The organism is Streptomyces sp. cg35 (assembly GCF_050410835.1).
GTDB lineage: Bacteria > Actinomycetota > Actinomycetes > Streptomycetales > Streptomycetaceae > Streptomyces.
Map to the genome: position 1 here is coordinate 907887 of NZ_CP191268.1, position 21651 is coordinate 929537.

Sequence of the window (21651 nt, forward strand, 5' to 3'; positions counted from 1 at the left end):
CCCCCGTCAGCGGCTCCGCGTGCTCGCCCGGTGCAGCGCGGCCGCGTAGAGCGCGAGGACCGCGGCGAGCAGCAGGTAGTAGACGACGGGCAGGCCCGCCATGCCGAGCAGGGGGCCGACGGGGGTCAGCGGGAGCAGGATGCCGATGACCGCGAGCCCGGTGGCCGCCCAGCGCACGGGCCCCGGGGTGCGGCCCTCGGCCGCGCGGCGGCCGGTGCGCAGCAGGAGCATGACCAGGGCCTGGGTCAGCAGGTTCTCGGTGAACCAGCCGCCGTGGAAGGCCGCCTCGTCGCGAGCGCCGAGCGTGCCCGGCAGGCACAGGGCGAGCACGCCGAAGGTGGCGAGGTCCGCGAGGGCGCCGAGCGCGCCGAACCCGGTGATGAAGCGGAGGAAGGAGCGCGGACGCAGCACCGTGGGGCGGCGCAGGGCCGCCGGGTCGGGCCGGTCGTGGGCCAGGGCGAGCTGCGCCCCGTCGAAGCACAGGTTCTGCACGAGGACCTGCGCCGGGAGCATCGGCAGGAAGGGGAGCAGGAGCGCGGCCACGAGCATCGCGATCACGTTGCCGAGGTTGGAGGAGAGCGTGATGCGCAGATACGAGGCGATGTTGGCGCTGCTGTGCCGGCCGGCGACGACGGCGTGCTCGATGGCCGTGAGGTCCTTCTCCGCCAGGACGACGTCCGCGCTCTCGCGGGCCACGTCGACCCCGTCGCGCGGGCAGATCCCGACGTCGGCGGCGCGCAGCGCGGGCAGGTCGTTGACGCCGTCGCCCAGGTAGCCGGTGGTGCGTCCGTGGGCACGCAGCGCGGCGACGACCCGGGCCTTGTCCTCGGGGGTGCAGCGGGCGAACACCGTGGTCCGGGCGGACAGCTCGCCGAGCTGTCCCTCGGTGAGGTCCTTCAGCCGCTCCCCGGTGCTCACCTCGCCCGGGTCGATGTCCAGGTCGCGGCAGACGCGTGCGGCGGTGGCCGGGTCGTCGCCGGTGAGGACCTTGACGGCGACGCCCCGCGCGGCGAGAGCGCGGACGGCGTCGTGCGCGGTGTCGGCGGGGGCGTCGCGGAAGGCGACGAAGCCGCGGAAGGTCAGTCCGCGTTCGTCGGCCGGGGTGTAGGCGCGGGTGCGGGCGGTGCGCCGCGCGGTGGCGACGGCCAGCAGGCGGACCCCGTCGGCCGCGCGCTCCGCGGCCTGCTTCCGCAGCTCGGCGCGCTCGTCGGCGTCGAGTGCGCAGCGGTCCAGGACGTCCTGCGCGGCGCCCTTCACGGCGAGGGTGTGGGTGCCCAGCGCGCCGGGTTCCCGGACGACCGCGGTGGCGAGGCGGCGGACCGGGTCGAAGGGGAGCGCGTCGACGCCGTCGTACGCCTCCCAGTCCTCGGGGCCGGTGGCCGCCAGCAGCGCTTCGTCGAGCGGGTCGGGGTCCGCCGGTTCGGCGGTCTGCAGCGTCCACCACGCCGAGACACCGGCCCAGTGCAGGGCCTCCGCGTCGGTGCGGTCGGGGTCGACGGCCGGGCGGTCCTGGGTGAGGGTGCCGGTCTTGTCGACGCACAGGACGTCGACGGCGCCGAGGTCGTGCAGGGCGGGCAGCCGCCGGACGATCACCCCGTGGGTGCGGGCGAGCAGGGACGCGCCGCGCGCCAGACAGGTGGTGACGATGACCGGCAGCATCTCCGGGGTCAGGCCGACCGCGACGGCCACGGCGAACGGCAGGGTCTCCAGGCCCCGGCCGCGCAGCGCGGCGTTCGCCATCAGGACCAGCGGCGGGGTGAGGAGCATGAAGCGGATCAGCACCCAGGAGATGCCGTGCACCGAGCGGTCGAAGGCGCTGGTGCGGGCGCGCCGGCCGGCCGTGCGCACCGTGGCGAAGCGGGTGTCGGCGCCGGTCGCGACCACGAGGCCGGTACCGCCGCCGGAGGCGATGCTGCTGCCCTGGAAGAGCAGGTGCGCGCTGTCGCCCGCGCCGGGCAGGTCCACCGGCTGTTTGGGCACCGGCGCGGACTCGCCGGTCAGGGCGGCCTGGTGCACGGTCAGGCCGCGGGCCTTGAGCAGACGCAGGTCGGCGGGCACCAGGTCGCCGGGGGCGAGGCGGACGACGTCGCCGGGCACCAGGTCGTCGACGGGGATCTCCCGCACGCGCGGGGCGGCGTCGGGTGCCGTGCGGCGCTGGACGCTCGTGGTGGTGGCGACGAGTCCGCGCAGCCGGTCCATGGAGCGGTCGGCGCGGTGCTCGCCCTGCGCGCGCAGTACACAGCTGACGGCGACGAGCGCGAGGATCACGCAGGCGGTGCCCCACGCGGCGACCACGGCCGAGACCAGGCCGAGGCAGAACAGCACGGCGGTGAACGGGTCGCGCAGGCTGTGCCACAGCCGCTTCGGCCGGGACACCGGGCGGTGTCCGGGAAGGATGTTCGCCCCGTGGCGGGCGAGCCGGTCCTCCGCCTCCGACTCCGTCAGTCCGCGCGGCGAGCCGTCCAGGGCACGCAGCACCTGCAGCGCGGACAGGTCGCCGGGGGCCGGGCCCACCGCGGGGGCCGCGGCCGCACGGGCGGGAGCGGGGTCGTGGGCGGACACCGCGCCGCTCAGGCTCCGGCGCCGCGCAGCCGGCGGACCGGCGCGGCGGACTGCTCGGCCCGCTCGGTGAGCTGGCCGACCATCAGCCGGACCACCGTCACCACGTCCGGGTCGTCGACGTAGTACACCTGGCGGCGGCCTTCGCGGCGCGAGCGCACGAGGCCGGCGAGCTTGAGCTTGGACAGGTGCTGGCTCACGGCGGGCAGCGCGCCGCCGACCCGCTCGGCGAGCCCGGTGACATCGCACTCGCCCTCGGCCAGCGCCCACATCATGTGCAGTCGGGTGGGGGCGGCGAGCAGCCCGAAGGCCTCGGCCGCCTGGTCGAGCACCTCGGCGGACGGATCGCTGAACCCGGCCTCGGCCGACCCTGGAGAACCTGCCGCCACTGTCTCTCTCCTGTCCTTTCCGCGCAGACCGACGCCCCAGTTTAGACGCCTGCGGGCAGCGGCTTTCCGGGAAGGACGGCGTGTTCGGTGAAGCGGCCCGCTGCCCGGAAGCCGAGCCGGCGGTAGACGGGCTCGCCGTCCTCGGAGGCCTGCAGCACGGCGAGGCGGTGGCCGTGCCGGCGGGCCGTGTGCAGGGCGGCGAGGGTGACGGCGCCGCCGTAGCCGCGGCGGCGGTGGGCTGCCAGGGTGCTGATGTTGTAGATCCCGGCGACGCCCGCGTGCAGGAAGACCTCGGCCGAGCAGACCGGGCGGCCCGCGACGTAACCGACCAGATAGCGGGCCGGACCGTCGGCGGCGAGGGCGTGCGGGGCGGTCCGTTCGAAGAAGTGCCGGACGGTCGCGGCGGGCGGGTGCCAGTTCGCGGCGAGGACGGCGGCGTAGTCGGCGAGCTGTTCCGGCGTGGTCACCGGGTGGATGTCCAGGTCGTCGGCGCAGGGCTGCGGCAGGGCGTCGGTCAGCTCGGCCCACATGGCCGTCTCGTGCTCGGTCACGGGCAGACCGGCGGTCGTCAGCCGGGCCGAGAGATCCGGCGGTGTCGAGGAGGGGCCCACCCACCAGGAGAAGGGGCGGCCCGTGGCGGCCAGGGCCGTGGTCGTCACGGTGATCCGGGCGGGCGCGTCGTCGGGGGTGAAGCGGGCCGCGGCGACGATGTTGAAGGTGTCGTCGTCGAGGCCGCTGTCGGCGATCAGGAGATCGTCGGTCGCGGCGACCGACGCACCGTCGAGGCGGCGGTGCAGGTGGCAGGCGTGCTCGGCCAGGTTCCGCTCCATCCTGGCCGTCAGGTCGGTCACGTCAGGTGCGGGGTCGTACGGCGCGCTCATGGTGGTCGATCAGATCACACCCCGCCGGACAGCGGGCCCACGGACCGGGGACGAGTCCGTGAGCCGGCCGTAGGGGTCCGGCGACGGGCAGGTCAGCAGCTCAGGTTGGCGCCGGGGTCGACGCCGAGGATCTGCGAGAACTTCTTGTAGTTGTCGATGCGGCTCTGGACCTGCGAGGGGTTGCCGCCGTTGCATTCGATGCTGCCGTTGATGCTGCGGATCGTCTCGCCGAATCCGGAGCCGTTGACCATCGCGTTGTGCGGGGTCATGGTGCCGGGGCCGGTCTGGGTGTTCCAGTACCACAGGCCGGTCTTCCAGGAGACCGCCGAGTCGTTCTGCACGAGATCGGGGTTGTTGAGCAGATCGATGCCGAGGGCATCGCCGGCGGACTTGTAGTTGAAGTTCCAGCTGAGCTGGATCGGGCCGCGGCCGTAGTACTTGTCGTTGCCCGCCGGGCAGCCGTACGACTGCGACGTGTCGCAGTAGTGCGGGTAGTTGGCGGTGTTCTGCTCGACGACGTAGACGAGCCCGCCGGTCTCGTGGCTCACGTTCGCTAGGAAGGCGGCGGCTTCCTGCTTGCGTACGGTGTCGCTGCCCGTGCCGGTGAACTCCGGGTACGCGCTGAGCGCGGCGGTCAGCCCGTCGTACGTGTAGAAGGAGTTCCGGCTCGGGAACATCTGGTCGAACTGTGCCTGGCTGACGATGAAGTCGGCCTGGGCGTCGGCCTTTTCGGCGGACGCGGTGCCGGCCAGGGCGAACACTCCGAGGGTGGCTGCTGACGCGCCGGCGGTCAGCAGCGCGAGGAGGCGACGGCGCATGGGGGCGCTCCAATCGGACGGAAGAGTGGGGGGTACGGCGCCGCGAGCCATGACGCGCATGCGCGCCGTGGGGATGGCTCGCGGCGCCGCCGTTCGGAGCGTCCGTCAGCCGCCGACGTTCACGTCGATGCAGGCGTAGAACGCGTTCGTCGTGTCGGCGATGTTCCAGACGGCCAACACCTTCTGACGGCCCGTCAGCGAACCGAAATCGACCTGGTGCGTGACGGTGGCGCCGGGCTTGGCACCGTTGTCATTGAATTCGGCGATCGACTGGCCACCGACGAAGTACTGCCAGGTGCTGGTGGCGTGCTGGGCCGTCAGCTTCCATTCGAAGGTGGTGGACTTCTGGACGGGCGTGGCGACCCAGCCCTTGGAGTCGTCGTCGAGCTCGGCGAACCGGCTGTTCCCGCCGCTGCAGCTGGTCAGACCCTTGGGGCCCTCGACGCTCTGCGGTTCGTACGTGATGTCACCGCAGGACACGGTGCCCGCGGCACACTGCGCCTGACGGCTGGGCGGGGTGTTGATGTAGCCGTGCGCGCTCGCCGGTCCGGCGGGCAGGCTGACGGCGATGACCGGGGCCAGCGCCGCGCCGATGAGCGCGGCCGTCTTCCTTCTGGCGTTCATGCGTACTCCTTCACTTCAGGTCTTCCTGAACGCGCGAAACGTGGGGGCGCGCGGTCAGGTCGGCCTCTCGTGGGTGGGGCCAAGAGGCGCGAAGGGACACGGGAAGGCCCGCCCATGAACGCAGGGCGAACTCCCGTAAGCGGAACGGCCGTTGCTGCTTGGACTAGACCATACAAGCGGTCGTGACCCTGTCAAGGCAGTCGCGGGGAAACCCACCGCACCGGGGACCCGGGCGTCACAGGGGCCGCGGATCGGACGCGCCGAGGCATGGCAGGCGCTCCGCCGGGGCATGAGGGCGATGTGCACGCCGTCGGCGCGGCGCCGGGGGCGGGGACGGTCGGGGACGACGGCGGTCCCGGTCCGCCACGGCGGCTTCTTCGACGGAAAGTCCGGGCGCGTGACGGACCGGACGCGGAAGCCGGGTGCTCACGGGCACCGGACGACAGGCACCGGCCGGGCATTGCGCCGATCGGGCCGACATCGCGTCCGACGCCGTCCCGCGGGGCACAGTGCCGACGTGACCAGGGAACGGACCACGGGCGACGACTACTCCGACACCGCGGAGTTCTACGACATCCTGCAGGCCGACCAGGACCGGCGGCGGGCCGCACGGCTGTACGGCGCCCGTCTGGAGCGGGCCGAGGTCGTGGTCGACGCGGGGGCGGGCAGCGGCCTGCTGACCGTGCTCGCGCTGGAGTCGACGTCCGCGACGGTGCACGCGGTCGAACCGGCGGCGCCGATGCGCGCCCTGCTGATGACGCGGCTGGCCGGCCTGCGCGCGGACCAGCGGGCGCGCGTCACCGTGCACCCGTGGACGCTCGACGCCTGCGCACTGTCGCCGCGCGCGGATCTGGTCGTGTGCAACAACGTCGTGCCGACGATCCCGCCGGGCCAACGCCACGCGCTGTGGCGGGGTTTGGGCCGCGCACTCGCCCCCGGAGGCCATGCCGTCCTCGACACGCCGCCGACGGAGCCGCCCCTCCGGGAGCAGGTGGAGCGACTGCCTCGTGTGCGCGTCGGGGAGGACGTGTTCGGCGCCACCATGACGACGCGCGCCGAGGAGCGGCTGATCAGTGTGTCCTTCACCTACACCGTGGAACGGGACGGCCGGGTGATCCGCGAGCACCGCGACACGTTTCCCCTGTACCCGCTGCCTCTGCCCGTGCTGCGCGAGGAGTGGCGGCGTGCGGGTCTGGAGGACGTCGCGTGCGACGCGGAGACGCTGGTCGTGCGCCGCGCGCGGTGAGCCGCGCGCCGTCAGCCGGCGGTCCGGCCCCCGGCGACGTCGATGCGCAGGGCGCGGACGAACGCGTCCTCCGTCTCCGCGCTGAAGAACCCCGTGATGCCGCGCAGGAGTTGCAGCGCGGTGCGCACTCCGGCCGGCAGCGGGGAGGGCATGCCGGCGGCCACGGCCGCGAGCTGGTCGGGCGCGCTCCGGGCCGCCTCCAGGTGAGCGTGGGCCAGGCCGAGATCGCCGGTGCCCGCATGCCGTACCGCGCAGGTCACGTCGTACGACGCGCTGCGCGAGAGGGCGAGGAGCGACTGGATGCCGGACATCTCCGCGTCGTCGTGGGCCGCGGCGCTGAGGTGACCGCCCGCCCGGTCGAGGATCTTCGCTATGGCGGACAGTCGTCCCGCTTCAAGAACTGCGACAGGTGCCATGCCGATTCCTTTCGTCCCCCCGTCCGCTGAGCCCGTGTCTCCAGCGTTATCACCGGGTCCGGCGCCGGACGAACCCCCGCGTGGGGGCGCACAGCACGCGCAGAGAGAGGCCGGGCGGCGCCCAGGGCGGAGGTTGAGGCACAGGACGGCGCACACCGCCGTCGGGCGCTGCTGGGCCCACGCGGCGGTCCTCGCGGTCCCGCGCACTCATGGACAGCTCCCCACCTGCTGTGATCTCATCCGTCCCGCACGCCTTCCGCTCAGGCACGAAAGACCCCCCACATGCAGAAGACCAAGGCCGCACTCTGGGAATTCCTCCAGGGGCTCGGCAAGACGTTCATGCTCCCGGTGGCGCTGCTCGCGTTCTGCGGCATCATGCTGGGCATCGGTTCGTCGCTCTCCAGCGACGCCGTCACCGACAATCTGACCTTCCTCCAGGGCGAGGGCTTCCATCTGGTCTTCACGTGGATGGCCAACACCGGGCTGGTCGCCTTCAAGTTCCTGCCCGTCATGTTCGCGATAGCCATCCCGCTGGGCCTGGCCCGCGAGGACAAGGGCGTCGCCGCGTTCTCCGGCTTCGTCGGCTTCGCCGCGATGAACCTGGCGGTGAACTTCTTCCTCACCGCCAAGGGCGTCGACTTCGAGGACGAGAAGGCGATCGCGCACTACGGCATCGCGGACGTCATCGGCATCCAGTCCATCGATACGGGACTGCTCGGCGCGGTAGCCGTTGGCATCGTTGTCAGCGTCCTCCACCGGCGCTTTCGTACCCAGCGGATGCCGGACGCGCTCGCCTTCTTCGGGGGTCTGCGGTTCGTGCCGATCGTCTCGGCGCTCACCCTCAGCGTGCTCGGCCTGCTGATCCCCCTGGTGTGGCCGACGTTCAACGGCTGGATCACGGATCTGGGCCGGGCGATCGGTCACACCGGTGTCTTCGGCCCGTTCTTCTTCGGCATGGGCGAGGTCCTGCTGCGCCCGATCGGCCTGCACCACATCCTCGTCGCGATGTTCCGCTTCACCGATGTCGGCGGCTCCGGCACCGTGTGCGGCGACCACGTCTCCGGCGCGCTGAACCTCTTCTACGCGCAGCTCAACTGCTCGCAGGCGCCGACCGGTTCGGTCACCGATGCCACCCACTTCCTGTCCCAGGGCAAGATGGCGGCCTACCTCGGCGGACTGCCGGGCGCGGCGCTGGCGATGTACCACTGCGCGAACAAGAAGATGCGCCCCGAGATCAAGGCGCTCCTGGTGTCCGGTGTCGTCGCCTGCGTCGTCGGCGGCATCACCGAGCCGCTCGAGTTCCTGTTCCTGTTCATCGCGCCGTGGCTGTACCTCATCCACGCGGTCCTCGTCGGCCTGGGCTTCCTGACCGCCGCCGTGCTCGGCGTGTTCATCGGCAACACGGACGGCAACGTCATCGACTGGCTCGTCTTCGGCGTCCTCCAGGGCTCGACCACGAAGTGGTACCTGGTCCCGGTGATCGCCGCCGTCTGGTTCGCCGCCTACTACTTCCTGTTCCGCTGGGCCATCGTCCGCTTCGACCTGAAGACGCCCGGCCGGGACGAGCCGGCCGAAGAAGCGGAATCCGCCGGGCAGGAAGACACCGACGGCGCGCCGCGCGAGCTGGTCGCGGGCAAGTACGACGCGGTGGCGATCCTCGACGCAATCGGCGGCGCCGACAACATCCAGTCCCTCGACAACTGCATCACCCGCCTGCGGATGACCGTCGCGGACGCCGAACGCGTCGACGAACAGCGCCTGAAGAAGCTCGGGGCGGTCGGCGTCATCAAGCTCGACGCCCACAACGTCCAGGTCATCATCGGCCCGCAGGTGCAGTCGGTGAAGGACGCGATCGCCACGATGGTCCCGGTGGGCTGAGCCGTGCCACTCCCCTCCCCCGCCGACTCCCCCGCCGACGGCGTCGAAGGCTCCGGCTACGACTTCGACACGCCCGTCGACCGGCACGGCACCTGGTGCACACAGTGGGACTACGTCGAGGACCGCTTCGGCGTCCCGGACCTGCTGCCGTTCACCATCTCCGACATGGACTTCGAGACGGCGCCCGAGGTGCTCTCGGCGCTGCGCGGCCGCCTCGACCACGGGGTGCTCGGCTACTCCCGGTGGCGCCAGGCCGACTTCCTCTCCGCGGTCGTCGACTGGTGCGGCACCCGGCACCGCACCACGGTCGACCCCGACACGATCGTCTACGGCCCGTCCGTCGTCTACCAGATCGGCCGGCTCCTGCAGCTGTGGTCGCGGCCCGGTGACGGGGTCGTGGTCCACACGCCGATGTACGACGCGTTCCCCAAGACGATCGCCGCGCACGAACGCCAATTGCTGGAATGCCCGTTGGGCGACTGGGACACCCTGGAGCGGTTGCTCGCGCGGCCCGACACGGCGATTCTCCTGCTGTGCTCGCCGCACAATCCGACCGGCCATGTCTGGACGCGGGACGAGCTGGACCGGATGGCCCGCCTGTGCGCCCGGTACGACGTGGCGGTGATCAGCGACGAGATCCACTCCGACCTCGCGCACCCGCCGCACGTCCACCGCCCCTGGGCCCTGCACGGCGCTCCCGGGGCGCGCTGGGCGATGGTCACGTCGGCGTCGAAGTCGTTCAACATCCCCGCGCTGACCGGAAGTTACGGCATCATCGGCGATCCCGCGGCCCGCGACGGGTATCTGCGCCACCTCAAGGAGGCGGACGGCCTGTCGTCGCCGTCGGTGCTGTCGCTCGTCGGGCACATCGCTGCGTACCGGAAGGGCGGCGCCTGGCTCGACGCGCTGGGCGGCTACCTCCGCGGCAATCTGGAGCACGTCGCCGAGCGGCTCGACGCGGCGTTCCCGGACCTCGGCTGGACGCCTCCGCAGGCCGGTTACCTCGCCTGGATCGACGTGCGCCCCCTGGGCATCGACGACGAGGCGCTGCAGCGCGAGCTCGTCGACACCCAGAAGGTGGCCGTGATGCCCGGGACCTCGTACGGGGCGCCCGGCTTCCTGCGCCTCAACGTCGGCTGCCCACGGGCCAAGGCGGCGCGGGGGATCGACGCCGTGGTCGCGGCGCTGCGCGCCCTCGGCTGAGGCCCGCCGCCCCGCCGGCTCACTGGTACGGCGGGGCGGCGGGAGGCGGTGGCGTCACCGGCTGCGGTGGCGCCACCGGCATGTCGGGGCGGCTGTCGTGCACGACGCGGGCGAGCGTGAACTCGTACTCGAACGTCTGGGTCATCCCCTCGGCGATCACGAGGTAGCCGTCGCCGTGCTCGTAGACCGTACGTCGATCGTCCCCGCACTCTGCCACACGAACGGCGTCGCTCCGGCTGCCGGGGTGGTGCCGGCACCACCCCTGATCCGGGCCCCAGGCCTCCTGTCCAACTCCCGTCGCCGGAGCAGGATTTCGTCTCGTAGCCGACGACGGACAGAGGAGAGAGACGATGAGCGGTGCTACGCGACGCAGGGTCCTGAAGGGTGCGGCGCTCGCGGCGGCGGGCAGTGTGGTCGGCGGCTTCGGGGCCGGCACCGGCGCCGCCGCGCGGCCCGCGACGGGCGGGACGGGTTCGCTCCCGTTCCTGGAGGGCGCCTTCGCCCCGGTCACCGAGGAGCTGACGGCCTTCGGCCTGAAGGTGACCGGCCGCCTGCCCCGCGACCTCGACGGCCGCTATCTGCGCACCGGCCCCAACGCCCTCGGCCTGGAGGATCCGCGGGCACACCACTGGATGCTGGGCGACGGCATGGTGCACGGTGTGCGGCTGCGGGGCGGGCGCGCCGAGTGGTACCGCAACCGGTGGGTGCGCTCCGCGCAGGTGGCGAAGAAGCTGGGCGAGCGCTACCCGGGCCAGGCGCCGCCGGACGACTTCGCGTGCAACACCCACGTGATCCCGTACAAGGGCCGGATCCTGGCGCTGCAGGAGAGCGGCCCGCTGCCCTACGAACTGGACGGCGAGCTGGCCACGGTGCGCCCCTACGACTTCCGGTCCACGCTCACCGGGGCGTTCACCGCGCACACCAAGTACGACGCGACGGCCGACGAGTTGCACGCGGTGGCGTACTACGCGACGTGGGACCACGTGCGGCACATCATGATCGACCGGACCGGACGGGTGGCCGCGACCCATCGGATCCCGGTGGCGGACGCGCCGATGATGCACGACTTCGCGCTCACCGGGAAGTACGTGGTGATTGTCGACGTGCCCCTCACGTTCGACGCCGCCGCGGCCGAGGCGGGCGCGCTCGTGCCGTACCTCTGGAACGAGCGCCATCCGATGCGGGTCGGCGTGATGCCACGGACCGGGGGCGCGACCCGCTGGTTCCAGATCGACCCGGTGTTCTACTCGCACACCCTCAACGCCTACGACCAGGGCGACACCGTGGTCGTCGAGTACACCGCCATGCCCGCGCCGTTCTACGCGGCCGGCCGGGGCAACGGCGGCCCCTCCAGCACCGGCACGCCGACGCTCGAACGCTGGGTCGTCGACCTGCGCTCGGGACGCGTCACCGGCACCCGCCTGGACGACCTGCCCCAGGAGTTCCCCCGCGTCAACGAATCCCTGGTCTCCCGTCGTCACCGCTACGGATACACCGCGAGCGCGGCCGAGATGTGGCGCGCCTACGAAACGGTCGACGGAGTGCCGCCGGACGAGAAGTTCTCCAACTGCCTGGTGAAACACGACCTGTTGCGCGGCAGCCGGCAGGTGCACCGCTTCTCCCGGGGCGCGGCGGCGAGCGAGCCGGTGTTCGTACCGCGCCGCGGCGGCCGGGACGAGGACGACGGCTACATCCTGTCCTACGTCCACGACCCCGACCGCGGCGCGACGGACCTGGTGGTCCTCGCCGCGCAGGACTTCACAGGCCACCCGCTGGCCCGCGTCCACCTGCCCGGCCGGGTACCGCTGGGCTTCCACGGGAGCTGGGTGGCGGACGCCTAGCCGAGGGGGCCGGGGGTGCCGCGGCGGGACAGTGGACCGGCCCGGCCGCGCGCCCCTGTGGGAAACTCGTGGGGTGAAACGGCAGGAGCTCGACGACCTCGTCCGGCTGCGGCGGGCACGTGACCGGATGGACCGTGACTACGCCGAGCCCCTCGACGTGACGGCGCTGGCCCGCGACGCCCTCATGTCGCCGGGACACTTCTCCCGGAGCTTCCGGACCGCGTACGGCGAGACGCCGTACAGCTACCTGATGACGCGTCGCATCGAGCGGGCCAAGGCGCTGCTGCGCCGCGGCGACCTGACGGTGACCGAGGTCTGCTTCGCCGTGGGGTGTACGTCGCTGGGCTCGTTCAGCTCGCGGTTCACCGAGCTGGTCGGGGAGACGCCGAGCGCGTACCGGGCCCGCGCCCACGACGACGCCGTCGCGATCCCGGCCTGCATCGTGAAGATCCACACGCGGCCCGTCAGGAACGGACAAGCGGGGCCCGCCGCCCGGTCGTAGGCTGAGCCGCATGGACGACATCAAGCTTTCCACGTGCTTCATCGCCGTCGACGACCCCGACCGGGCGATCGCCTTCTACCGCGACGTCCTGGGCCTGGAGGTGCGCAACGACGTCGGGTACGAGGGGATGCGCTGGGTGACCGTCGGCTCGCCGTCGCAGCCGGACGTGAGCGTCGTTCTGGAGCCGCCCCTGGCGGATCCGAACGCGTCCGAGGACGACCGACGGGTGATGGCGGAGCTGCTGGCCAAGGGGCTGCTGCGCGGCGTGCTCTTCGCGACGGAGGACTGCGACGCCACGTTCAAGCGGGTCAGCGAGGCCGGCGCCGATGTGGTGCAGGAGCCGATGGACCAGTTCTACGGCGTGCGCGACTGCGCGTTCCGTGATCCGGCGGGCAATCTGCTGCGCTTCACCCAGCCGCTCGGGGAGTGACCGCCGCGGGCCCGTCGGGTCCGGTGTGCTGGGGCGCCTTGAGCCCGATCCGCGGTCCGGCGAGGTCCGGGACGAGGCCGAGCGGCCGGCCCGTCGAGCGGTGAGCGGTCTTGCGGGCCACCTCGGCGACGATGTGGGCCGCGGGCTGGATCTCCTCGCGAGGCGTGCTGTGCGACTCCGTGGCCGGCACCCGCGGCGGGTCGGCGAAGGCGGCCACGGTCGGCATCGCGGTGGCGGCCAGGGCGCCGAGGACGATGAGGAGGGCGCGCGGACGGGCGCGGCTCGCGGTCATGGGACGAGTGGGCCTTTCGTGGCGTGCGGAACGGGCGGGTGTCCTCGGCCGACGGCCCGGTTCAGGCCACCCGGCCCGAGGACATCGGGCCGGGGTCGAGGGTGCGGGGCAGACGGGCGAGGCCGACGATGCCGCCGTCGTCGAAGTCCTGGTCGTCCGGCTGCGCGGAACTGTCCGGGGCCGGGGTGGACTGCGCCGTCCTCCCCGGAGTCCGGGCGGCGGGTCTCGGTGTGTGCGCCGGGACCGCGGTGTGGGTGCCGCGGCGGCTCGTGAGCCCACCGTCCGGGGACAGCGTGACGCGCAGACCGTGCACATCGGCCGCGGCCGCCTTGCCGAGGGCGACGAGGTCGGCGATCTTCTTGCCGTGGTCGGTGATCTCGGCCTGGTACGCGTGCTTCCCCAGGCGATAGACCTTCGCGCTGTCCCCCTTGACCGCGAGAGCGACGGTCCTCACATAGGTGCGCTTCGCCGCGGTGGGCGCACCGGACTCCGCGGTGACGCCCGCACCGTGCGGCACGGCGGCCAGGGCTCCGGAGGCGGTACCGAGGGCGATCGCCGCCGCGGCTGTGGTGGTGACGATGCCGGTGCGCAGGGCACGCGAGGTCAGGGGCATGAGGGGCACCTTCAGGATCGCTGTCGGGTGTGAGGGCGGCCGCCCCGGTGGTTCGCGGCGACACCTACGAACGTACGCATTTCATGTCAAGGGGCCCCATACGTCATGTAACGGTATGTATGCGTACACATCGCAAACTCCGCACCGGAGGCGGCCGGCGGCGGACGCCCCGCTCCGCACGATTCGCCCCGCCGTTTCCCGGGGAGTAACCCCCCATGCCGGACCGGATAGCGTCGACGCACGCCGTCATCGTGGGAGTGGAGCGCTACGACGGCGGGCCGGGCTGGGACCTGGACGGGCCCGTGCGCGACGCCGTCGGCCACGCCCGCAGGCTGCTCGCCGCGGGGCTGCCACCGGAGCGGATCACCCTGCTCCTGTCCCCCGCGCCGCACAACGAGCACCTCGCCGCGGAGGCCGGGCTGGGCTTCAGGCGGGCCGGGCGGGAGGCCGTGCATCAGGCGCTCTTCCGCGAACTCCCCTCGCGCAGCGGTGACTTCTTCTTCCTGGCGTGGTCCGGGCACGGGCTGGTGGCCGCCGACGGGCATCGCCGACTGTTGTACGCCGACGCCACCGAGCGGGACATCCGCAGCCTGGACCTGGACGCGGCGCTCGCCGCGTGGCGCTCGGACCTGGTGCCGTCCTTCCCGCATCAGCTGTGGCTGCTCGACGCCTGTCAGCTGTTCGCCGATCCGGCGCGGCTCGACGGCGCGCTGGCGCCCGATCCCGTCCCGGTGCGGCCGCTGCGCGAACGCCCGGGCCAGCACGCCCTGTTCGCGTGCGCCCCGGGCCAGTCGGCGCGCGGCAGCCGCACCGGCGGACCCGGCGTCTTCACCGCCGCCGTGCACGACCTGTGGGACGAGGGAGGCGGGGCGGGCTCCTGGCCCGCGGACCCCCGGGCCCTCGCCGACCAGGTGCGCGAGCGGGTCGCCGCCCAGGGCACGGCGGCGCAGACGCCCACGTACTTCTGGCACTGTGGGCCACAGGGGCAGAGCGAGCAGTGGCGGCGGCCGGCCCCGGCACCGGCCGGCCCGGCACGTCCGGCGCGCGCCCGGCGCCGTGAGCTGGTCCTCGCGCTGGAGCGGGTCCCGGCGATGCGGGAGCCCGACGCGCGCGCCCGGGTCATCCGGCAGCTGCCGCCGGAGATCGCCGCCAGTGTGCCGCAGTCGGCGATCACCAGACCCGCGCTGCTGGACCTCGTCGACACCTGTCTGGAGTTTCCCGACGGTCTCGACGAGTTGTGCGACGCCTTGGAAATGGTGGACCCGGGAACGCTGGCGTACACCGAATTCTCGGCCAGAGCACGGGAGTTGACCGAAAAGGATGACTGAGACGCGGGGTTCCCGAGCATGAGTGCAGGGGACATGATGGAGCACAAGGGGTCGGCGTCGGCGGCATCGGCGGCCCAGATGCTGGGAGGGCAACGGCACCATGGATCACGCCGACAGCGCTGTCGAGTCGGAGCTTGTAGACCTCGGGGGATGGACGCTTGAGCAGCTACGCGCGCATACCGGAGCCGAGCGGGCGCAGGGCAAACGGAGACTGCTGCGCAAGCTCGACGATCCCGACGTCAACTTCGGTGGCGACGACAAGAGTTGAGCGCCCTCGCGGCGCGGCGGGCAGGGGGCCGGGGCCGGACGATGTCCGCTGAGCCCACCCCTTCGACCGGCGCGCTGCGGCGGCACGGGTTCTCCGAGGCGGACTTCGACGACCTGGCCGGAGGCGGCGGCAGCACACGCGTGCTGCGCAGCCTGTGGCGGGCCGAGCGCAGCCACCGCCTCCTCCTGATCGACCTCTTCCTGGACCTGTTGCGTGAGCACCCCTGGTCCGTGGGCCCGTTGGACCCGGCGGACGAGCCGTGGCAGCTGCTCGTCGAAGCGGACCGGCGCGGGCACGCCGCGGTCGAGGAGCTGCTGATGGCGCCCGAGACCGGACTGTGGCTCGCCGGGACCCTGCGCACGCTGCGCGGCACGGCGGCTCCCGCCGCGACACCGGTACCGCTGTGGGTGGAGACCGGGCACTTCCACGCCCTGGCGGCCGCCGCGGCGCTGCGCACGGGTGCCGACTTCACGCTGACCGTGCCCTCGCGGCACGGCACGGTGTGGCTGCCCGGCGTCGGACGCGCCGTCGTGCCCGGCGGCGCCCCCTGGGGCCGGGCCCGCGTCACGGGCTCCGCGCGGGAGGTCAGTGTCGAGATCGGGGAGCACACGGTCCGGGCGCCCGCCCCGTACACGGCTCCGGGGCCGGACTGGGAGCCGGCCCGCAGGGTCCGGCTCACGGCGCTGGGCGAGAGGCGCTCCGTACTCCTCGACGACCAGGGCCTGCACCGGATCGTGCCGACCCCGCAGGGCCGGCCCCCGGGGCGGCTGCCCGCCGACGAGGCGGACCGCTGGACCGCCCTGCTGCGGGAGGCGACTCCCCTGCTCGCGGAGGCGGACGCCCAGTCCGCCGCGGACGTCTCGGTGCTGCTGCACAGCGTGGAGCCACTGGCCCGGACCGGCGGCGAGCGGCTGACCAGCGCCACGTCGGGGGACGGCGCGGGGCGCCTGGCCTCCGCCCGGCCCGCGGACGCGGAGCAGCTCGCGGCGGTCCTCGCGCACGAGATCCAGCACACCAAGCTCAGTGTGCTGATGCACCTCTACCAGCTGTACGAGCCCGACGACGACACCCTGTTCTACACACCGTGGCGCGACGAACCACGCCCGCTGCGCGGACTGCTCCAGGGCGTCTACGCGTTCACCGCGGTGACCCGGTTCTGGCGCGGCCGCGCCCTGCTCGCCCCGCAGACAAGGACCACGGCCCGCTTCGAGTACGCCCTGTGGCGGCGTCAGCTGCTGCGGGTGCTGGGCGAGTTGGAGACGCACAAGGGGCTCACGGCGCTCGGCCGCAGACTGGTGCGGACGCTGGGCGAGGCCGTGACGCAGTGGGAGCACCCCGAGCGGTTCGGCGCCGTGGACGCCATGGCACGCGATGCCGCCGACCATCACACGATGAGCTGGCGGCTGCACCACATGACGGCGGACCCGGCGACGGTGACCGCGCTGGCCGATGCCTGGCCCGCCCCGCTGACGCCCGGCCCTACGGGTGCCGCCCGGCTGCGGCCGAGCCCCGAGGTGCCGCGTCTCGACGTCGTCGCGGCGCTGTACCGCCTCCGGCTGACCGGGCACGCCGAGCCCGAACTGCCGCACGACGCGCGCCCGGCCCACGCCCTCCACGTCCAGGGGGACGAGGCGGGCGCGGTGCGCGCCGCGGTCACCGCCCTGCTGGAGGACAGCACGGGCCGGACGTCGTCATGGGCCGATCTCCTGCTGGCCCTGCGCGCACGGGGGCCGGACGCTCCGGGCCATGTCGCCCGCAGACAGCCGGAGTTGGCGTGCGCGGTGCACCGCGCACTGGGCCGCCGGGGCGGGGCGGCCCCCGGCCCCGTCGCGTTCGTCACCTGGCTCGACGGACTCGCGCCGGCCTGACGGGACCGGGCGGGCCCGTCAGATCGGCATGGGATCGATGTCGCAGTTGGCCCTGCGGGAGGCCACGGCGTCGGCGTGGGCGGGGTGCTGTTCGCCGAGGACCCGGGCGATCCCCTCGACGGCGATGCGGCGCAGCTCCTCGGACTCCGCGCGCCGGCCCAGCGCCCTGAGGTCCTGGGACAGGTTGCTGGTCAGCACCAGGACCGTCGGGTGGTCCTCGCCGAGCGTCTCCTTCGCGGCGCGCAGGGTCGTCTCGTCGAGGGCGAGGGCGGCGGCCACCTCCCCCTGGGCGAACAGGTCGCTGGCGAGGTTGATCCGGCACACCAGGGTGTCGGGGTGGCCCTCGCCGAGCAGGGCCGAGCAGCGTTCCAGCGCGGACTCGTTGAGCCTGCGGGCCTCGTCCACCTTGTTGAGCAGCCGGTAGGTGATGGCGAGATCCATCTCGGCTTCCAGGGTGTGCGGGTGGTCGGGCCCGAAGACGCGGGCGAACTGGTCGCGGGTCTGTTCGCCCAGCCGCATCGAGTCGCTGAGCTCGCCCGACTGGCGCAGGTCGACGGAGAGGTTGAGCGAGGCGACCAGGGAGTCGGGGTGTTCCGGCCCGTAACGGCTGAGGAGTTCCTTGCGGGCCCGCCGGGTGAGCTCGGCCGCCTCCGCGTGCCGGCCCGCCTTGCGCAGGGAGACACCGAGGCGGGCCACGTTGCGCAGGGTGTTGGGGTGGTTGGCGCCGATCTGCAGCTGGTAGCGCTCGGTGATGCCTTCGAAGAGCTGCACGGCGTCGACGTACTCGCCCAGCTCACGCCGGTCGAGCGCGATGCTGGACTCGGTGAGCATGCTGCTCAGCGAGTCCTCGCCGAACATCTGGGCCCGGCGCTGCCAGGTCTGCCGGTCGAGCTCCAGCGCCGCCCTGAAGTCGCCGTTCACCCGCAGGCTGACGCCCAGGTTGTGGGCGTGCATCAAGGTCTCGGGGTCGTCGTCGCCGTAGGCGCGCACCGCCCGCTGGTAGACCTCCTGGTTGATGTCGCGGGCCGCCTTGAAGTCGCCGCCGGCCCGGCTGTCGGACGCGGCCAGGCCGCGCACGCGCAGGAACTCGTCGTCCACGTCGGAGCCCGGCCGCTCCTCGAGGACCGCGAGCATGCGGGTGCTGAGGGCGGCGGCGTCGTGGTAGCGGCCGAGGGCCCACAGCACGTAGCGCAGGTGGCGGCCGAGCATCAGCGTCTGGCGGTCGTCCTCGCCGTGCAGCTCGGACCAGATGTCGTACGCCCGCTGGGAGAACTCCCGCGACCCCTCGTGGTCACCCCAGTAGTAGAGGTACTCGGCGACGGCGTGCACCATCTGGCGGACGTGCCGGGAAGGTGAGCTCATCGCGTCGGAGACCACGACGTGCGGATAGAGCTCGCCGAAGCGGCCCCAGTGCGAGGGGTCCTGCGGGTCGCGCGGGGTGGCCGCGGCGAGCAGCAGGTGGGCGCCGTGCTGCAGCCGGTCGCGCTGTTCCTGCGACATGCGGGCGTTGAGCACGGCCTGGACCAGACGGTGCATCTGGATCGAGTTGGTGCGGTGGTCGATCTTCGCGAGGGAGTAGCGGTTGATCTCGCGGATGGCGCGGCCCAGCCGCAGCGGGTCGGTCAGCGCACGGTCCAGGTCGGGGGCGATCGGCTCGACGGGCGCTCCGGAGAAGAGCGAGCGGGCGATCGGTTCGGGGGCGAAGTACGAGCAGACCTGGAGGAGTTGCAGCGCGGCGGAGTTCTTGCCCTCCAGGTGGTCGAGGGACACGTTCCAGGCGGTCGCCACCGTCTGCTCGTACTGGGTCGGCGGGGAGACCGCCATCAGTTCCGCCCGCTTCTCCGCGAACAGCCGCAGATACTCCTCCGCGGGCATGCCCGTCTCCGCGCGCCAGGCGGACGCCTGCTCCACGGCCAGCGGCAAGTCACCGAGGACGGAGGCGAGTTGGTCCGCCTCGTCGTGGGGCAGGTCCGGGTTGCGCCGCTGGAGCAGCTGGATGCTCTCCTCGCGCTTGAACACGTCGACCTCAAGGGGGTGCGCCAGGGTGTTCCACTGCGGGTTGCGCGACGTCACGAGAATGGAACCGGAGGAGCCGCCGCCCGTGGTGAGGGGGAAGTAGCTCTGCACCGACTCGGGACTCTCCGCGTTGTCGAAGACCAGGAGCCAGTTGGCGTAGGGGCGTCCCGTGCGCAGGGCCTCCAGAACCGCGGGCACGGCCGTGTTCGCCTCACCGGTCACCGGCAGGTCGAGCCGGAGCGCGAGTTCCACCAGTGCCTGGGCGATCTGCGTGGGACGCTCCGCGGGGATCCACCAGACCACGTCGTAGCGGGCGGCGTTGCGGTACACGTACTCCAGGGCGAGCTGCGACTTCCCGACACCGCCCATGCCGTGCAGGGCATGGGGCAGCACGGCGGTCGGGCCTTCGCCGAGGTCGGCCTCCAGGCGGTCCAGGAGGTCGTCGCGACCGGTGAAGACGAGGTTGCGCGGCGGCATGTTGCCGAGGATCGCGGGGCCTGCCGCACGCAAGGGGTGCGGTGCGGGGCCGGCCGGATCCTCCCGGCCATCGGTGGCGGGGGCGGCGGTCCCGGGGACGACCGTGGTCACTGGCGTGCCTCCTTGGAGCGGGCCGGGCGCACCCGATCCCCTGCCTGCGGGCCCGGCGGTCGGGGACTGCGAGGGATACGTGGAATCGGTGCGACTCGGGCCATCTTGCGAGTTCGGGTGCTTCATTGTGCCTCGTGGTGATTCGTCCGATATCACTCCGCCACGCTCCCCAGCGTCCGTCGGCTGTGCTGTTTCCGTGTGGGCCGCGATCAGCCGGCCGAGCCGCCTGGCCCTGGGCAGGTGTTCACCGGCGAGCACGCTGAGCACCGCGTGCTCGACGGCCCGGAAGCGCGCGTTCTCCGCCGTCACTTCCGGTTCGGGCGGCTGCTCACGGCCCTCGTAGTGCGCCAGCAGTTCCCGGGCCGCGCCGCTGCGGGAGGCGAGCACCTCCGCGGCCCTGCGGGAGGCCTGCAAGGTGGTGCGCTTGGTTCCGGCCGCCAAGAGTTCCTCGCGCACGCCCGGGCGGAACACGTACGCGCTGTCGTCCCCCGGCAGCACCTCGACCAGACCGCTCATCAGGAGTTCCGCCAGATGGACCGGCGCCGACTCGGGCATCATCGCGCGCTGCACCGCGGCGATGACCGGCAGGTCGAGCTGGACCGCGGCGAGCCGCACCGCGAGTTCGAACGCTTCCGGCGAGGCCCAGACGCGGAAGCGGGCGACCTGTTCGGCCGCGGAGACGTCCTGGCGCGCCGGCTCCTGCTCGACGGCGGGCTCGTGCGGCGCGTCGGGCGTCACCATGAGGGCGGCGACCTCCGTCCAGCGCGGCTGCTCGCCGGTCACGAACCGGGCCCAGGGCGACAGCCATTCACCGGAGACCTCGAGGACGGGCACGGCCAGCGCGTGGGCCCGGCGCAGCGGCGCCACCCAGTCGTCGGTGCCGTGCGGCCGGGTCGGCGCCCAGTCGACGGCCTCGCCGGCGGCCCCGCGTCCGGACAGGTGCAGCCTGACCCGCTCGGGGCGCAGCCCGGTGCGGTGCCACAGACGCTGCGGCAGCGTGCTCAGCACGGCGAGCGGCTGGTGCCGGCCCCAGAGGGCGAGCGCGGTGTGCACGGCGCCGCTGCGCCAGGCGGCCGCGACGCCGTCGGTGAGGACGAGCACGATCCGGCGCCCGGACTGGTCGACGAGGCTGCGCACGGGGTGGGTGGCGCCGCGCCGGCCGGGTCCGCGCAGCACCACGCCGCCGGTGGAGTCGGTGTCCAGGCGGCGCAGCACGATGTCGCGGAAGCCGCCGTAGCGGCGCAGCACTCCGGCCAGGCGGTCGGCGGTGGCCCGCCAGATCGCCATGTGGGGCGCGCTGTCGACGACGAGGACCACGTCCCAGCGCGCCTCGGGCGCCGACCGCAGGGCGGGCGGCAGCCAGGGGGCTTCGGCGAACTGTTCGCCGGTGCGCTCCTCGTCGACCTCCTCGACCGGCGAGGTGCGGCGGATCTGCCGGAAGGGCCGCAGGGCGCGGCCGAGGTTCCTGGCCGAGGGCCCGGTCCTGCGGCGCGCGCGACCCGTACGCCGGCGCCCCGCGCCCTGCCGCGGTACGCCGTCCGCGCCCTCCTCGGCCGGGGCGGGAGGCGGGGCCGCACGGCCCTCGGCGGCCGCCTCCGGGGCTCGTAACGGCGTGTGGGGCACGTCGGCGCCCGCGTCGGCGTCGTGCTCGTCCTGGTGTACGGGGGCGGTGGCGTCCGGGGCAGGCTGCGGCTGCGGCCGGAGCTGCGGCGGTGGCTTCGGGGCCGCCGTGGGCGGGGGCGCGGATTCCCTGTCCACGCCCAGGAGTTCGGGGTGCTGCTCGGCGATCCAGAGCGCGTCCGCCACTTCCCACCAGTGCAGGTCCCCCACGGGCAGGCGTGGGCGGCCGGAGGACGGACGCGGGCCGTGCGCATCCGGTCCCCTGCCCTCG

Annotated in this window: 19 protein-coding genes; 9 read left to right on the top strand and 10 right to left on the bottom strand. The window is 73.2% G+C overall.

All coding sequences use genetic code 11. The annotated features are described in order from the left end of the window. Positions 1-6: 6 nt before the first annotated feature. The 5 genes from mgtA to ACQUQD_RS04490 form a co-directional block, all read right to left on the bottom strand. Positions 7-2562: a magnesium-translocating P-type ATPase gene (gene mgtA / locus ACQUQD_RS04470; RefSeq protein ID WP_428950601.1), complete on the bottom strand. Its 2556-nt coding sequence runs from the start codon at positions 2560-2562 to the stop codon at positions 7-9. A gap of 8 nt (positions 2563-2570) precedes the next feature. Beyond that, positions 2571-2948 carry an ArsR/SmtB family transcription factor gene (locus ACQUQD_RS04475; protein WP_428950602.1) on the bottom strand — a complete coding sequence of 126 codons (378 nt, stop codon included), beginning with the start codon at positions 2946-2948 and terminating at the stop codon, positions 2571-2573. Positions 2949-2989: 41 nt separating this feature from the next. Continuing rightward, positions 2990-3778, bottom strand: coding sequence for a GNAT family N-acetyltransferase (locus tag ACQUQD_RS04480; protein ID WP_428957451.1), 789 nt, complete (start codon positions 3776-3778; stop codon positions 2990-2992). A gap of 143 nt (positions 3779-3921) precedes the next feature. Next, a complete protein-coding gene (locus ACQUQD_RS04485; RefSeq protein ID WP_428950603.1) occupies positions 3922-4647 on the bottom strand; it encodes a chitinase in 726 nt (241 codons plus the stop codon). Positions 4648-4752: 105 nt separating this feature from the next. Beyond that, the gene (locus tag ACQUQD_RS04490; RefSeq protein WP_428950604.1) at positions 4753-5271 is read right to left on the bottom strand and encodes a lytic polysaccharide monooxygenase auxiliary activity family 9 protein; all 519 of its coding nucleotides are present in this window, start codon (positions 5269-5271) and stop codon (positions 4753-4755) included. Positions 5272-5788: 517 nt separating this feature from the next. Here ACQUQD_RS04490 and ACQUQD_RS04495 point away from each other — a divergent pair. Further along, complete coding sequence (locus tag ACQUQD_RS04495) at positions 5789-6517, top strand: class I SAM-dependent methyltransferase (protein WP_428950605.1); 729 nt, start codon at positions 5789-5791, stop codon at positions 6515-6517. Between the two features lie 11 nt (positions 6518-6528). Here the strand turns inward: ACQUQD_RS04495 and ACQUQD_RS04500 are convergent, their stop codons facing one another. Further along, a complete protein-coding gene (locus ACQUQD_RS04500) occupies positions 6529-6933 on the bottom strand; it encodes a hypothetical protein (RefSeq protein ID WP_428950606.1) in 405 nt (134 codons plus the stop codon). A 282-nt stretch (positions 6934-7215) separates the two neighbouring features. Here ACQUQD_RS04500 and malX point away from each other — a divergent pair, with 282 nt between their 5' ends. Both malX and ACQUQD_RS04510 read left to right on the top strand, forming a co-directional pair. Beyond that, positions 7216-8811, top strand: coding sequence for a maltose/glucose-specific PTS transporter subunit IIBC (gene malX, locus ACQUQD_RS04505; RefSeq protein WP_428950607.1), 1596 nt, complete (start codon positions 7216-7218; stop codon positions 8809-8811). A gap of 3 nt (positions 8812-8814) precedes the next feature. Further along, positions 8815-10014, top strand: coding sequence for a MalY/PatB family protein (locus ACQUQD_RS04510; RefSeq protein ID WP_428950608.1), 1200 nt, complete (start codon positions 8815-8817; stop codon positions 10012-10014). A 19-nt stretch (positions 10015-10033) separates the two neighbouring features. Here the strand turns inward: ACQUQD_RS04510 and ACQUQD_RS04515 are convergent, their stop codons facing one another. Further along, complete coding sequence (locus tag ACQUQD_RS04515; RefSeq protein ID WP_428950609.1) at positions 10034-10231, bottom strand: hypothetical protein; 198 nt, start codon at positions 10229-10231, stop codon at positions 10034-10036. Positions 10232-10364: 133 nt separating this feature from the next. Between ACQUQD_RS04515 and ACQUQD_RS04520 the strand changes: the two genes are divergently transcribed. The 3 genes from ACQUQD_RS04520 to ACQUQD_RS04530 all read left to right on the top strand — a co-directional run bounded on the left by ACQUQD_RS04520 (position 10365) and on the right by ACQUQD_RS04530 (position 12787). Beyond that, positions 10365-11855 carry a carotenoid oxygenase family protein gene (locus tag ACQUQD_RS04520; protein ID WP_428950610.1) on the top strand — a complete coding sequence of 497 codons (1491 nt, stop codon included), beginning with the start codon at positions 10365-10367 and terminating at the stop codon, positions 11853-11855. Positions 11856-11928: 73 nt separating this feature from the next. After that, entirely contained in the window at positions 11929-12357 is a 429-nt protein-coding gene (locus tag ACQUQD_RS04525) for a helix-turn-helix transcriptional regulator (RefSeq protein ID WP_428950611.1), read from the top strand. Positions 12358-12367: 10 nt separating this feature from the next. After that, complete coding sequence (locus ACQUQD_RS04530; protein ID WP_428950612.1) at positions 12368-12787, top strand: VOC family protein; 420 nt, start codon at positions 12368-12370, stop codon at positions 12785-12787. Here the strand turns inward: ACQUQD_RS04530 and ACQUQD_RS04535 are convergent. Further along, positions 12765-13079, bottom strand: a complete 315-nt coding sequence (locus ACQUQD_RS04535) for a hypothetical protein (RefSeq protein ID WP_428950613.1) — start codon at positions 13077-13079, stop codon at positions 12765-12767. The genes ACQUQD_RS04530 and ACQUQD_RS04535 overlap by 23 nt on opposite strands. 61 nt (positions 13080-13140) lie before the next feature. Then, complete coding sequence (locus ACQUQD_RS04540) at positions 13141-13692, bottom strand: hypothetical protein (protein WP_428950614.1); 552 nt, start codon at positions 13690-13692, stop codon at positions 13141-13143. A gap of 215 nt (positions 13693-13907) precedes the next feature. Between ACQUQD_RS04540 and ACQUQD_RS04545 the strand changes: the two genes are divergently transcribed. The 3 genes from ACQUQD_RS04545 to ACQUQD_RS04555 all read left to right on the top strand — a co-directional run bounded on the left by ACQUQD_RS04545 (position 13908) and on the right by ACQUQD_RS04555 (position 17156). Next, complete coding sequence (locus ACQUQD_RS04545) at positions 13908-15020, top strand: effector-associated domain 2-containing protein (RefSeq protein WP_428950615.1); 1113 nt, start codon at positions 13908-13910, stop codon at positions 15018-15020. A 100-nt stretch (positions 15021-15120) separates the two neighbouring features. Then, positions 15121-15288 (top strand): hypothetical protein, encoded by a 168-nt coding sequence (locus ACQUQD_RS04550; protein ID WP_356490695.1) that lies wholly within the window; start codon positions 15121-15123, stop codon positions 15286-15288. A gap of 41 nt (positions 15289-15329) precedes the next feature. Then, positions 15330-17156: an HEXXH motif domain-containing protein gene (locus tag ACQUQD_RS04555; RefSeq protein WP_428950616.1), complete on the top strand. Its 1827-nt coding sequence runs from the start codon at positions 15330-15332 to the stop codon at positions 17154-17156. Positions 17157-17174: 18 nt separating this feature from the next. Here the strand turns inward: ACQUQD_RS04555 and fxsT are convergent, their stop codons facing one another. Further along, positions 17175-21566, bottom strand: a complete 4392-nt coding sequence (gene fxsT / locus ACQUQD_RS04560; protein WP_428950617.1) for an FxSxx-COOH system tetratricopeptide repeat protein — start codon at positions 21564-21566, stop codon at positions 17175-17177. Between the last annotated feature and the right edge of the window lie 85 nt (positions 21567-21651).